The 12,559-nt window shown below is 58.5% G+C and carries 13 protein-coding genes and 2 pseudogenes; 6 read left to right on the forward strand and 9 right to left on the reverse strand.

What is annotated here, in order from left to right; genetic code table 11:
- Window position 1: 1 nt before the first annotated feature.
- Window positions 2-1,505 (forward strand): annotated as a pseudogene (tnpC, locus tag NKJ80_RS30070) (IS66 family transposase); the annotation flags it as partial.
- Between the two features lie 2 nt (window positions 1,506-1,507).
- Complete coding sequence (locus NKJ80_RS30075; protein WP_502902252.1) at window positions 1,508-1,741, forward strand: hypothetical protein; 234 nt, start codon at window positions 1,508-1,510, stop codon at window positions 1,739-1,741.
- Window positions 1,742-1,962: 221 nt separating this feature from the next.
- Here the strand turns inward: NKJ80_RS30075 and NKJ80_RS30080 are convergent, their stop codons facing one another.
- From NKJ80_RS30080 to NKJ80_RS30110, 7 genes are all read right to left on the reverse strand, one after another.
- Window positions 1,963-2,679, reverse strand: a complete 717-nt coding sequence (locus tag NKJ80_RS30080) for a hypothetical protein (protein WP_352498886.1) — start codon at window positions 2,677-2,679, stop codon at window positions 1,963-1,965.
- Window positions 2,680-2,693: 14 nt separating this feature from the next.
- Complete coding sequence (locus tag NKJ80_RS30085; protein ID WP_352498887.1) at window positions 2,694-3,383, reverse strand: hypothetical protein; 690 nt, start codon at window positions 3,381-3,383, stop codon at window positions 2,694-2,696.
- A 75-nt stretch (window positions 3,384-3,458) separates the two neighbouring features.
- Window positions 3,459-3,746: a DUF3616 domain-containing protein gene (locus NKJ80_RS30090; protein ID WP_352498888.1), complete on the reverse strand. Its 288-nt coding sequence runs from the start codon at window positions 3,744-3,746 to the stop codon at window positions 3,459-3,461.
- On the reverse strand, window positions 3,638-4,138 hold the full coding sequence (locus NKJ80_RS30095; protein ID WP_352498889.1) for a DUF3616 domain-containing protein: 501 nt from the start codon (window positions 4,136-4,138) through the stop codon (window positions 3,638-3,640). Before NKJ80_RS30095 ends, NKJ80_RS30090 begins: the two co-directional genes overlap by 109 nt.
- Window positions 4,111-4,566 carry a DUF3616 domain-containing protein gene (locus NKJ80_RS30100; protein WP_352498890.1) on the reverse strand — a complete coding sequence of 152 codons (456 nt, stop codon included), beginning with the start codon at window positions 4,564-4,566 and terminating at the stop codon, window positions 4,111-4,113. Before NKJ80_RS30100 ends, NKJ80_RS30095 begins: the two co-directional genes overlap by 28 nt.
- A gap of 289 nt (window positions 4,567-4,855) precedes the next feature.
- The gene (locus NKJ80_RS30105) at window positions 4,856-6,718 is read right to left on the reverse strand and encodes a hypothetical protein (protein ID WP_352498891.1); all 1,863 of its coding nucleotides are present in this window, start codon (window positions 6,716-6,718) and stop codon (window positions 4,856-4,858) included.
- Window positions 6,719-6,918: 200 nt separating this feature from the next.
- Entirely contained in the window at window positions 6,919-7,125 is a 207-nt protein-coding gene (locus tag NKJ80_RS30110) for a hypothetical protein (protein WP_352498892.1), read from the reverse strand.
- 69 nt (window positions 7,126-7,194) lie between these two features.
- Here NKJ80_RS30110 and NKJ80_RS30115 point away from each other — a divergent pair, with 69 nt between their 5' ends.
- The 3 genes from NKJ80_RS30115 (at window position 7,195) to NKJ80_RS30125 (ending at window position 9,349) form a co-directional block, all read left to right on the forward strand.
- On the forward strand, window positions 7,195-8,175 hold the full coding sequence (locus NKJ80_RS30115; RefSeq protein WP_352498893.1) for an AAA family ATPase: 981 nt from the start codon (window positions 7,195-7,197) through the stop codon (window positions 8,173-8,175).
- Between the two features lie 102 nt (window positions 8,176-8,277).
- Window positions 8,278-8,472, forward strand: coding sequence for a hypothetical protein (locus NKJ80_RS30120; protein ID WP_352498894.1), 195 nt, complete (start codon window positions 8,278-8,280; stop codon window positions 8,470-8,472).
- 487 nt (window positions 8,473-8,959) lie between these two features.
- On the forward strand, window positions 8,960-9,349 hold the full coding sequence (locus NKJ80_RS30125; RefSeq protein WP_352498895.1) for a hypothetical protein: 390 nt from the start codon (window positions 8,960-8,962) through the stop codon (window positions 9,347-9,349).
- Between the two features lie 34 nt (window positions 9,350-9,383).
- Here the strand turns inward: NKJ80_RS30125 and NKJ80_RS30130 are convergent.
- Window positions 9,384-9,627, reverse strand: a pseudogene (locus NKJ80_RS30130) (Rieske 2Fe-2S domain-containing protein).
- Window positions 9,628-9,940: 313 nt separating this feature from the next.
- Between NKJ80_RS30130 and NKJ80_RS30135 the strand changes: the two are divergent.
- Window positions 9,941-10,877 (forward strand): IS630 family transposase gene (locus NKJ80_RS30135; RefSeq protein WP_352498896.1). Its coding sequence is split into 2 segments (ribosomal slippage): window positions 9,941-10,275 and window positions 10,274-10,877, totalling 939 coding nucleotides; the frame shifts between segments, so codons are not numbered across the junction.
- Window positions 10,878-10,889: 12 nt separating this feature from the next.
- Here the strand turns inward: NKJ80_RS30135 and NKJ80_RS30140 are convergent.
- Window positions 10,890-11,456, reverse strand: coding sequence for an SET domain-containing protein-lysine N-methyltransferase (locus NKJ80_RS30140; RefSeq protein WP_084565921.1), 567 nt, complete (start codon window positions 11,454-11,456; stop codon window positions 10,890-10,892).
- Window positions 11,457-12,559: the final 1,103 nt, after the last annotated feature.

Below are 12,559 nucleotides of genomic sequence, written 5' to 3' on the forward strand. Positions count from 1 at the left end.
TCAGGATCTGAGGATCCGGAAGCTGCAGCGGGCGCTGCATGGTCAGAGTTCTGAACGTGCCGCCCGCCTGCACGAGCAGATGGAACTCACCTTCGAGGAACTCGAGAGCACGGCAACGGAAGACGAGATCGCCGCCGAGCAGGCAGCGGCCCGGACCACCGAGGTGGCGCCTGATGTGCGCAAGCGACCGACGCGCCAGCCATTTCCCGAGCATCTGCCGCGCGAACGCGTGGTCGAGCCGGCGCCGACCGCTTGCCACTGCTGCGGCGGTCATCGGCTGCGCAAGCTGGGTGAGGATATCACCGAGACGCTGGAGGTGGTGCCGCGGCAATGGAAGGTGATCCAGCACGTGCGGGAGAAGTTTACCTGCCGCGACTGCGAGGCGATCAGCCAGGCTCCGGCGCCGTTCCACGCCACCCCGCGCGGCTGGGCTGGCCCCGGCCTGCTGGCGATGATCCTGTTCGAGAAGTTCGGCCAGCATCAGCCGCTCAACCGCCAGGCTGAACGCTATGCCCCCGAAGGCGTGCCGCTCAGCCTGTCGACGCTCGCCGGCCAGGTCGGCGCCGGCGCCGCGGCGCTGACGCCGCTGTTCAAGCGGCTCGAAGCCCATGTGCTGGCCGCTTCACGTCTGCACGGCGACGATACGACGGTTCCGGTCCTGGCCAAGGGCAAGACCGATACCGGCCGATTATGGACCTATGTGCGCGATGACCGACCTTTCGGCGGCGCCGATCCGCCGGCGGCAGTGTTCTATTATTCTCGCGATCGTCGAGGCGAACATCCCGCGGCGCATCTCGCCGGCTGGAGCGGCATTCTGCAGGCCGATGCCTATGGCGGTTATGGCGATCTCTATGCGACGGGCCGTCAGCCGGCGCCTATTCTGGAAGCCAACTGCTGGGCCCACAGCCGGCGCAAAGTGTTCGAGCTAGCGATGTCGAAGCGGCGGCGCGCAAGAAGGGGCACGGCGAGAAGCCCAACCTGGTCTATCCGCTGGCGGTCGAAGCCGTGAAGCGCATCGATGCCCTGTTCGATATCGAGCGCGAGATCAACGGCCTGTCGCCGGCCCAACGCCACGCCGTGCGGCAGGAGCGGAGCGTGCCGCAGGTCACCGAGCTTGAGCGCTGGATGATCGAGACGCGCGACAAGCTCTCGCGCGGACACGATCTGACCAAGGCCTTCAACTACATGCTGCGCCGCTGGTCATCCTTCACCCGGTTCCTCGATGATGGGCGCATTTGCCTATCGAACAATGCCGCCGAGCGAGCCCTGCGCGGCATCGCTCTCGGCAGAAAGTCCTGGCTGTTCTGCGGTTCCGATCGCGGCGGACAGCGCGTTGCCGTTCTCTACAGCCTGATCTCAGCGCCAAGTTGAATGACATCGACCCTCAGGCTTGGCTCGCCGATATCCTGGCGCGCATCGCAGCCCACCCAGCCCATCGGATCGATGATTTGCTGCCGTGGAATTGGAGATCCGCACAACTGCGGACCCAACCAGCGGCGGCCTGATCATGCAGCGCAATAAGGTGCAACACGTATACACCGTCGAACGTGTCGCCAGGGACCTCGGCGTCAGCGAAGCGCTCATCCAGGACCTGACCCTCGGTCTCGAGCCCGAGGACGGCGTCATCTGGGTGTACGGGGCCATCGATGACGACGGGATCTTGGCCTTCACCGATGAAGGCATCGAGGAGGTCAAACTCCTCCTCGACGAATATCATCGCGTCTCCCCATCGAAAGCTTGACCCCAGCACCGCTGTGCTCAGGTGCTCATGGCCGCCGGATACGCACGTCTGCGGTCTTCACCGGATGCGTACGGGGCACCCCCAACACCCTCCCGTTCTCTGGCTCTACGCCACTCCATCCTCTCATCTGCCGGCGAGCGGCCTGTCGGGGGAACGCAGAAATTAGGGCTTGCCTGCCTTGGTGTAATACGTCTCGATCGCCACAGCGCTGATGCTCCCGACTACTTGCCCCGCCAGACGAGCGAGAGGGCACGCACCGTGACGAATAAAGCGAATACACTCAGCAGCAGCATGACAACCGGTTGGACGAATGCGAAGAAGGTTGTCGCGTCCTTGCAAGCATCTGGCCCGACGACTTCGCCGGCCAGCCGATAATAGTCGCCGAAGATATGTCCGAAGGTGGCATCTGCTGGAAATCGGAAGAAATCATTCGCTCCTGCGGCCAAGGGACCCCATTTGTCTTTGACTTCGGTACAGAGCTTGCCCTCGCCAAGGAACACGCGCCAGAAATGCCCGAGTGCAAAAAGCGGCAGGATCGAGAAGAAAACATAGGCGAGAAACTGGGCTTTTCGCCCAAGGCCTGTTGACGGCGACGCATCCCAAAGCCGGAACGGATATCGCTCGTACCAGGTTGGGCCTGAGCGATGGGCATGCTCGCGCATGACCGCTGCGTTGAGGATGAGCAAGATCGACACGATCAGGATGGCCCACATCGCTACGATCGAGTCCAGCAGACCTGGCACGAACGAAAAGCCGACAACTACACTCAGCTTGGGATCGATGTCCGAGCCTTGTGTTTGGCCATGCGCGACAATGACGAACAAGGTTGTCGCGAGGGCAATCGAGAGCCAAAGCTTCTGCGTTGTCGCAAGCGTAATGCCATTTGTCGCAGGATCATCGCTAGGATGTGGCTCGCCTGCATTCAGCTTCGAATTCATCTACGTCTCTCACTTCAGAGGTTGAGCAATAGTCCGGCTACGGCCGGCAAGGTGCCTTCGACGACCAGACTTGGCTTAGCGTCGATCATGACGAAGCTGGCGGTTGTGAGGGTCACGCCGAGGGCCTGCACCGCCGGTGGCAGAGCCAAGCCTGCACCTGGCGCGGCAAGTGCCTCATTCAGCAGGCCGCCCAACTGGTCCATTACCAAGTCGTCGAGATGTAACGCCTGAGCGGCATTTCGCGTGAAATCGTTCGAGATGTTGAACTCCGCGATACGACCGGTAAGCGCGACACGATTGTCCGCTACTGTCGGTTTGAAATAAGCCACAACGCTGCCATTGGAGCTTGGCACGACTTCGGGACGCACGTGAAAATGCACCTTGGCGCGAAGTGCCGGACTTTCGATCGAAAGGAGGGTGCCGTTGTGCGTCAGCCTGCCGCCAAGGTCGATGTGTCGCTTTGTCCAAACGGACCCGATCAAGGGATCGACCTTGGCCACAAGGTCGGACAGGCCAATCGTCAACGCGATTGCGACGGGCTGCGCTGGATCATTTCTGCTTGCAGTGATGCCAACTGGGAAATTGATCGCAATGCCTTCGATGGTTTTGGAAATGACGGCAGGCGGGAGGTCAACGCTTTTGGCGTATCCCGGTAACAGCCCAAGGATCATCCAGAAGCATGCCGTGACTGCTCTAAGGCCCATTCTCGCGCTCCACAGTGTTCTGTCCACCTGCTATTGCCGCTGTTGTCTTAGGATCACGATCAATCTCAACGCAGCCTAGTCGGTCGCCATCCAGTCTGCCGCGTAGGCACTACCCTCGATCCGGCTCTCGTCGGGCCGATCATAGACGATCAGGTGACCGGGCTTCCCGTTTCGCTCGAGAAAGCACAACCCTTCCGGCTTTTCGCTGCCAGTCGGCCAATCGTAGAGCTTTTCGGGGTGCTGGATAAGCGGGGTCACGTCTGGCTTCCAGCGATAGAGTCGAAACGGGCCCATGGCATCGCCCACCAGGCCCGCGATGATAAAAATGTCGGTTCCATTCTGGCTAAGGTCACAGATCGCCAAGCTACCGAGATCGAGAAAGGACAACCTGTAGCTCTTACCTCAAGGTCCTTGTTGAGACTTAGGTAAACGATGACGGCGCTATTGTCGAGCCGCGGACCGCGAAGCCCCAGAAGGACCTCGCTTTCAGTTACGATCAGACCTTCAATATCGAGGCCGTTCTCCTTGCTCGGCAGATCGAGGAATGGCTTGAGATAAGCATCGCCGGCCAGTACTCCGCGAATGGAACCTGGCCCCTTCCTTGGGACGACTTTCACCGCCCCCAGGCGCAATGCATCGTCCATGAGGGGGATGCGCGCCAGCAAATGCCGGCTTGGCCGGGGGCGTATCTTGGACCGGAGTTGATCCTTATCGTCGTCCTCGGAGGTCAGACGGACAAACAATGCGAGCCGCAAAGCCAGAGTGCTCCTTGAGCGACATTGACCGCTTCCAGGTCCAGATCCGCTCCCCCTTTCTTCTCCCCGGCGCCGGGCCAGCGCGCAATCAAGTCGTCAATTCGATACTGACCGGCGAGCACATATCCGGCTTCGTTCGCCTTCAGGCACTCGAAGGTCCGCCCTTCGTCCGAAACAGTCCACAACAAGCTCCTGTCGGCCGCTAGTTCGGACAAATTGTGCAGCACATCTTTGTGGCCGCCGCAGCGTAGTCGAGCCAGATGCGCTATGCCGGCTTCTTCGCCATGGCGCCCCTTCAACTCAAATTTCAGTGCTGCCCACTGCGCATGTTTTCGAGGCGCATCATTCTCCGGAATACTGCCATTTTCCAGTCTGCGTACAGCCAGATATTGGCATTTGCCGAATTTCTTGGCCGGAAAATTGACCATTTGCGCAAAATTTTTCTTATTCGATCGCCGATGCTTAGAATTCAGGAGATGCTATCCATCAGTACCTTGAGCTACTGGACCATTTCCAGAAAATGTTTCGAAAACAGCGGGCTTCGCGGTGAATGTCGGCGTGACCGTGCGACCGGTCGGACGAACTGGGAGGCCGGTAATGGGCTCCGATAGCACCCCACTCCGCCCAAAAACCCGTTCAACTACGATGCGTACGATCAACCGCGCATCGCGATCCCGCTTAGGCCCAAAAGTGCAAGAACCTGCAATCATTGTAGGATCATTCCTCGATGGGCCCCGTGCCGATGATGACGGCGTTGTCGGCCATCCTCGGAACGAGCTTCAAAGATTGATTCAGCACCATCACTTCGGTCGCGGGAATGTCCACCGACGTTGAAGGGATATTGCCCGAGGCGCGATACTCACCGTCGATTAGCAAGGCAGCCATTTTGGCATTCTTATCGCCCGGTAGCGCGGCCCGGATCGCATCGGCGAGCAAACCTTGTGTCAGTTTGGGCAGCGCGACGATTGTAAGGCCGACAATTGCCTGTCCCGCAGCGCAAGTGAGCAATCCAGGGTTGCTTGTAATAAGCTTCTCCAGCGGTGGATCGGACTTGAGTAGGACTTCTGCCTTGCCGAAAGAAAGAGTCGCCTTCAGCGTGTCCGGGCTCGGCGCCCAGGTGATGCTGCTCGTCAGCTTCGGCGTGGTCAGCGAAGCCGATGCGTCGAGATGAACCGCGAGCTTGCCGCTCGGACACGCCAACAAGTTCCCGAAATCGGTCCATACGATGTTCAGCCAAGCGTCGAGACCCGCCTGCGCGGACGCTTCGATCGTCAGGTCCAGACCTGTAAGATCGGGTTTTACGACGAGACGTGCGCTGGGCATGGTCGCCGCCGAAGCATCAAACGCCGTACCGCCGGATACTTTGGCAAGCCCTCTCAGATCCGTGGCCTCGATCGTCTGTAGAGCAGCTTCGCAAGCCAGTTGCAGCCCAGATGACCAAGCCGTGGTGCATTTGGTCACCTCTTCGCCACAAGACTTTATGCGGTCGATGCAATTGCTGTCGTCATGAGATTTGCAGATCAGTTCCTTAATGGGTTTACAGACTTCCGAGCAACCTGGAACAAACCGGGGGCAAAAGCTGCACAGTGTTCCAGTAACGGTCTCTTCGCAGATGTTAATTTTACAGCTCAGAATGTCGCCGCAGCTTTCCACGCCCTTGCACGGATTGCCGCACGACGCATCGGCGGGTACAATCTGGATTTCGCCGGCATCGAAGGTGGTGTCATCCTTGAAATGAGCTGAGATGCTCGGGTCCAGTTTGATCCACGCCGCCTCAAGGAGATGTGCAAAACCCGGCTTTGCAACCGCAAGTGACAGGCTGTCATTGGTTTCTCCGACGACCGATAGACGTGCTTTCTCCGACAGCGCGATTAGCCGGGCCAGCTGACCGGGTTTGAGCTCCGGCTGCGGAAGTTGGGCCGGTTCCTGTTCAAGCGAAGGAACTGCAAAGATCTCGACACCCTCTGGGGAGATCACGGCGGCGCGTCCGGTGAAGTTGATCGTGGTCGAGGGGATTGTCGTGGCAAGCTTGAAGGCGCCGTCGTCGCTCGCGACCTTGATGTCGATCGCCGGAATTTTCAGCAGGGATTCCGGAAGATTGGCGATAAGCCGCGCCACGACCTGGCCCAACCCGTCCTCGTAGGGGATTGTGAGCGTGGTTCCCCGATCGCCCCAGGCCACGCTCAGGTTTGATATTCGGATTTCGCGGGGCGCATAATTGACAATTACCCCGCCCGGTGCTGCGCGCATCACCGCCCAGGCCGTCAGGCTGAAGTCGACGCTAAGCTTGCCGCCGCCGAGAACGGCCTTGCCGGACGCGGTGGCTTCGGCGACGCCGTCCTGTAGTTTGACGATCACGTCGTCCGGCTTCACCGTCAAGACGACGTCTTCTACCTTAATCTTGGCGATCGCATCGAGGACGATCCCCTTCAGCCGACGCTCGAACCATCGTCCTTCCGCGTTGGCGATGGCCAAGCCAGCGAAAGTGGTAGGCGCGATCGTTTCCGGCGGAACAGAACCGTCCATGGCAAGCATCGCTTCGAAGGCTGCGAGATTGCTCGCGGCGGAATCATCGCGCAAGGCGTCACTGACATCGTGAAGACTTGCCTTTCGGCTTTACCGCGACAACGCCTTTCCCAGGCGCGTATGATGGCAAGATGGTCTTTGCCGTCTCAACGAAGGCGTCGCCATAGTTTGCGACTTGCGCGCCCGGACTTGCTGCAAGCGATCCGAGAAGCACCGCGATACCTGCGTTGCTGACATAGACCGCGGGCCGCGCCTTAGCTTGTTCCAGAAGATTTATGCTGAGTGGGGATCTTCGCATTGAGCGCAGCGAGCGACGCCGTGACGACATTCTCAAAAAGGCCCGCCACTGCGTCAGGGAATTTCAGACCTCGCGCCCTGAGCGAGCGGATCTTGACGCCAGTGACGACAGGTTTTGCATGCAGCGCATCGTCCGAAACGAAAGGCACCACATCGAGGGTCAAGGTGAGGCTCGCGGACCCGATCTTGTCGCTCGAAAGTGTGACCGGCGCCGCGACGCGGAGATCGGAGGGATGGAAACTGACGACGACGGGTCGGGCAAGAGTACGCTTCTGGCCAGGCTCGCCCGTGTCATTCACGCTTCGCAAGCCGAACGGGCTGGCGATCTCATTTCCCGACTAGGCACGATTGAGCCGGTCGGAATCGGCTTCTCCCGGATCATCGCTGTTGCATACAGCGCCTTCGATACCTTCCAAGTGCCAGGCGTCAGCCCGCAGGACAAACGCCAGATCGTCAGCGACCTGAGATCCGGCACCGGCCGCTACGTCTTTTCTGGATTTCGCGATATTGCGCGCGAACTGGAGGAGCGGCTCGACGAGGAGGCGGCCCGCCAAGGGCCTGGGCCCGACGATCCCTTCGCGCTCGACCGGCAAGATCGAACATACCTGAAGTCGGCCGATCAACTTGCGGACGAGTGCGCGAATATCATCAATCTAATCATGAACTCCGACAGGTGGCGGTTGCTCGATCGGGTCTTAAAGCTGCTCCTTACCGATCCCTCGTTTTCCGACGTTCTGAATCAATCCCCCGATGCTTTGCTCGGCGATGATCGTAGGGCCACGTTCATGACTTGGAGCACGGGACACAAGATTGTCCTGCACACAATAGCAACCTTGGTCGCGTACACCCAGCCCAAGGCGATCGTACTGATAGACGAGCCTGAGAGCCATCTTCACCCGCCGCTGTTAGCCACGTTGATGCACGCCGTCCGCATTATCCTTGTTCGAAATGACTCCTTTGCCGTCGTTGCTACTCATTCGCCGGTCGTTGCTCAGGAGACGCTTGGCCGTCATGTCTCGGTGATCAACCGCTCCGGCGACGTAGTGACGATAATGCCCTCCAGGATCGAAACCTACGGCGAGAGCATCGGCGAGATCACGGACGAGGTATTCGGCTTGAATGCCGGATCGGCAGATTTTCATCAGACGCTTCGTACGCTCGTCGAGCGCAAGCTCACTCTCGCCGACATTGAGAAGCTGTTCGACCGGGGATGAGCCTGTGAGCGTCTGAAATTCCAGCTCCACCGCCTTAAGCTCAACGACCGCTATTTTGATCCGATCAACATCTTCCTCTTCAATCTCAAGCCGTCCTTACGAATGTTTCGTGGCAAGCCGAACGAAGCCGAGCTCATCAAGGCATTCTTCCTTGCATCCGCAAACTCGTATGACTGCGATTACGGTTTCAACCATTGGCGTGCGGCTCTGATGCGTTGCCTCGCGACCAGCGATGATTTTCTGGCCGATCCATGGTCCTATCTCGACAAGCCGCTGCTTTCTTTAAAGGCGGGTTGAGTGACGAGTAATAGCCAAGTTTGGGAATCGGCAAGCCAAGAAATCCTCTGCAGGGCGGTCCGTCAGCTAGTCAAGAGCCCATATTTAACGAAGAGTCTTTCCGGCGTGGGCCGTTCGCTCCCAGGTGACGGCGATCTGCAGATCAGTCTGGCGATTGGGTAGTCGGCTTGAGTCCCTAAATTCATCCCATACGCGCTGCAGATCGGCCGTCGGTAGGACCTCAGTTTGTTAGATGAACATTGAGGCTGACTGCCCCGCGCTTGGTCCCCTGATGTTCAAATTAGAAGCAGCTTCTGGCGGGACCTACCACCAATCTGTTCTTGAGCAGTCGCAGAAACCAAACTTAGTGGTGGAGTTGAAGTACGAAGCGGACCGGTAGGTAACGCCGAGAGCCGATGCAAACAGGGCTGAAACGCGTGATGCTCTTTAGTGGATGTTGCGCCGTCGCACCTGGACAGAGTTGTCTGAGGATAAGTATGTTCGCCGGATGATCGGACAGAACGAAATAAAGGCCAAGGCCATTGAGTTTGACATCCTTCATCCGAATGTCGAACGCGATTATGTTTTTGGCTGGCTGCTAAAATCATTCTACGAAAATGACTACGGGCTGTTCACACGCGAGCGTTATGCCTGCCTCAACCAACAGCGGCGGGGCATCTGCGACAACGGCCGTACCATCACCCGCGAGAAGATCGAGCAGCGCGTCCTCGCAGGCCTAAAGGAAAGGCTCGTCTCGGCAGATGCCGTGGGCGAGGTGATCGGAGCCTATACGCAGGAGACCAGCCTCGCCGCGCCAACGACGGCCATGGCTCGTTCGCTTCCATTTGTTCCTCCTGACCAGTTCGCGTGTGTTGCCGCGATAAAAAAGGCGAAATAACCTCTGGCTGCGCCGGTCGCGATCGACTTTTCGGTCACATCCTGATGTAAACGGAGTCGGCTTCAACCTTCACTTGATAGCTTTTGAGGTCGATACAGGCCGGCAGGGCGCGTGACTCTCCAGATCGATAATCGAAGGTGCCGAAATGATTGGGACACCGTAGACTATACCATCGGCGAGATGCACCTTTTCGTGCGAGCAGTGGCCATCCATCGCGAAGAACTTGCCGTCGGGCGACCGCACGACACAAACGTTCGGGAGCCGACATCGACCCTCAGGGCTTCCTCGGGTTGGAGTGCGTCGACGGTGCACGCGACTACCCAGTTTTCTCACTTGTCATAAGAGCTCCTTGAACATGGGTCGGTTCGAATACTCGCCGACATTGCTAGAGGTCGGCCCCGTCACAGGGCCGAGATTTTGATGTTGGATTGCTGGAAAATGCGATGTGTCTTGATCAGGCGGAGCCACCGCGGGTGTATTTCTTCGCCTTGATCCGCCTAGAGCATAATCTGACCTGATGGAATCGCGAGGGATTCCCATTGGGGAGAATATCTGATTCATCATGTCGGCTGGGTATGGAGGCCAGCAGGCATGGTTAGAGCCATATCGGAGGATTTGCGTTCGCGAGTGATCGCAGCGGTTGAGAGTGGCCTGTCGCGGCGGGCTGCGGCGGATCGTTTCGGTGTTGCCGCGGCAAGCGCGGTCCGCTGGGTCCGCGAATGGCGAGAGAGCGGCGCGACGCGGGCAAAGCCCCAAGGCGGAGACAAGCGCTCCCAGCGGATCGAAGCCTACCGGGATACGATCCTAGCGGTGATCGAAGGTCAGGACGACATCACACTGGTCGAGTTGGCTGAATTTCTCAGGGCGGAGCATGCGGTCGTGTTCGCGCCGAGCACGATCTGGCGCTTTCACTCGATAACCTTCAAAAAAAACAGCGCACGCCAGCGAGCAGGATCGGCCCGACGTGCTCGCGCGGCGACGCGCCTGGTTCAAGGCCCAGCCTGATCTCGATCCCGAACGGTTGGTCTTTATCGACGAGACCGGCGCATCGACGAAGATGGCTCGCCTGCGTGGACGGGCAAAGCGGGGCATGCGGTGCCGATCTCCGATCCCGCACGGGCACTGGAAAACGACTACTTTTACAGGCGCATTGCGCCTGACGGGCATGACTGCGCCGATGGTCCTCGACGGACCGATGACGGGTGAATGGTTCGCCGCTTATGCCGAGCATGTATTGGCGCCTACGCTTCGAGTTGGTGACATCGTCATCCTCGACAACCTGCCCGCTCACAAAGCCGCCGCCGCCCAAGCGATCGAAGCGGCCGGCGCGCGAATGCTCTTCCTACCGCCTTACAGCCCCGACTTTAACCCGATCGAGAATGCCTTCTCCAAGCTGAAGTCGATCCTCAGGAAAGCCGCCGCACGCAACATCCCCGAGCTTTGGGACGCAATCCGCGACGCCTTGCCACGCTTCACCGCCGAGGAGTGCTCAAACTACTTCTGCGCCGCAGGATACGAGCCTGAGTGATCAGATTCTGCTCTAGGAGCCAACCAACTCTGCAAACATTCCTATCCCCCTCGGAAACCGTCCAGAGTTCCGTTGGAGATAGGGAGCGTAGAACCCTGCAGAGAGCATCGGATGATCCGGAGGCAACGTGAAGAAGCCTCCGGCAGATTTTCGGCAATTTGCCGCTGAACAAAGACAGACTGGTACCGCGATACTCTCGCTCTCTGAGGTAGCATAATCCCAGGTCAATTCGACGTCACGAGAGATTTCCTGAATGGCGATAAAATCATAGGCTCCGAATCGGTTAGGCACGATCGCTAGATTAGGATTACAAGAATGGTTCGAACGGATAGCTGGCTCCTCAAAGAGAGCGTGGACATTCCAATCCATTTGAATTGTGTATATCGTCCTCACTTCCTCCAAACGGTCGATTAAACCAATCATGACAACCTCACCTGGCAAGAATTGACGAGCAGAGAAGACGCCATTCCCTTTGTTGCTGCCTGTATCGACGATTTTCGTGTTACGTGTATTGATTATTCTTGCGCATACAGCATCATCTTTCAATAGGGAATAGGATTTCTTCTTTTTATTCGGCATAACGCGATCCTTTTAATTAGACGCTGATCTAGAGCATCTAATGCTTTCGAACGCCTGCCGTGTGAATGGCGGCAGGCGGTACCGGTTCGGCAACGAAGTACATTCAAAATTTGTGCCCATTAGGATGACACGAGCTGAAGCAAGAGGTTTCCTTGCTGTTCAGCTATTTTTCCCGAGACCGGACATGAAAAGGCTTTGCAGCCGGTCGGGCGGACTCGACAAACCCGACAGAAATGTCGGTAAGCGTTCAATTTCTGCACATAGGCCTTTGTGAGCAGGATCGCAGAGATGTGTCCATTATCAATGCAAGAGATGGACGAACTTGGCAGTGGAAAGGTTGCGGTTATCACGGTGCTGGGGACGGCAATCGTCAGTCTGACCCGGTCGTGAGGCCCGTCTGATCAAAGCGTGTCTTGAGCCCGGGGTTTCGGTCGCGGGCTTGCGCTGGCGTACGGCGTGAATGCGAACCTGTTGCGCAACTGGATTGCGCTGCGTACGCCTCCGGCTAGGCCTTCACCGCCTTTCGATTACCCACATCGTCGGCTTGATTCAATGGAGATGCCGAAGGCGATGTCGTGCAAGCGGGTCATGCCGCGCCGGGCGACCATGTTGCCGGGAGGCGGATTATGTTTGCCGGCGAGATAGCCTCCACGCATGGCGATTTGCAGCAGGTAGGCGGCGAGCGTGGGCCGTTGGAGGCGCGGTCGCGTTCGGGACGCGTTGACGCACCAACTCGACCAGGCGCGGGTCCATCAGCGGCACCCGCGACGTCAAGTTGGGCCCGGTTGATCGATAACACCCTATTTGAGGCAGGTTCAGTCGGGGTGGATCTGCCCACTCCGATCACAAGCCGATCTTTCGACCCCGTGGTCGGCAATCCTCCATGGACCTTCGTGAAGAAGGAAGGCGGCGCCGAAAGGCGACGCGCTTCCGATACATCGACGCCCCTTCCGAGACGGAGCCCCGATTAGGCATTCCTGCCACTCTATCTAGCTGTTTGATCCCAGGCTTTGATGGTGCATACTTTTCGTCCGAATCAAAGGATGCGCTATGGGCCAGGTTCTTCATGGGAGCGCCACGACGACAGAGGCGATCCGTCGAGC

The sequence above is a fragment of the Mesorhizobium sp. M0030 genome (genome assembly GCF_040323695.1).
Lineage (GTDB): Bacteria > Pseudomonadota > Alphaproteobacteria > Rhizobiales > Rhizobiaceae > Mesorhizobium.

What these genes read in the sequence shown, in the direction of transcription:
- NKJ80_RS30075 (WP_502902252.1), top strand. Translation starts at nt 1,508, where the DNA reads ATGCAGCGCAATAAGGTGCAACACGTATACACCGTCGAACGTGTCGCC.
- NKJ80_RS30080 (WP_352498886.1), bottom strand. Translation starts at nt 2,679, where the DNA reads ATGAATTCGAAGCTGAATGCAGGCGAGCCACATCCTAGCGATGATCCT.
- NKJ80_RS30085 (WP_352498887.1), bottom strand. Translation starts at nt 3,383, where the DNA reads ATGGGCCTTAGAGCAGTCACGGCATGCTTCTGGATGATCCTTGGGCTG.
- NKJ80_RS30100 (WP_352498890.1), bottom strand. Translation starts at nt 4,566, where the DNA reads ATGGTCAATTTTCCGGCCAAGAAATTCGGCAAATGCCAATATCTGGCT.
- NKJ80_RS30115 (WP_352498893.1), top strand. Translation starts at nt 7,195, where the DNA reads ATGGAAACTGACGACGACGGGTCGGGCAAGAGTACGCTTCTGGCCAGG.
- NKJ80_RS30120 (WP_352498894.1), top strand. Translation starts at nt 8,278, where the DNA reads ATGTTTCGTGGCAAGCCGAACGAAGCCGAGCTCATCAAGGCATTCTTC.
- NKJ80_RS30125 (WP_352498895.1), top strand. Translation starts at nt 8,960, where the DNA reads ATGATCGGACAGAACGAAATAAAGGCCAAGGCCATTGAGTTTGACATC.
- NKJ80_RS30140 (WP_084565921.1), bottom strand. Translation starts at nt 11,456, where the DNA reads ATGCCGAATAAAAAGAAGAAATCCTATTCCCTATTGAAAGATGATGCT.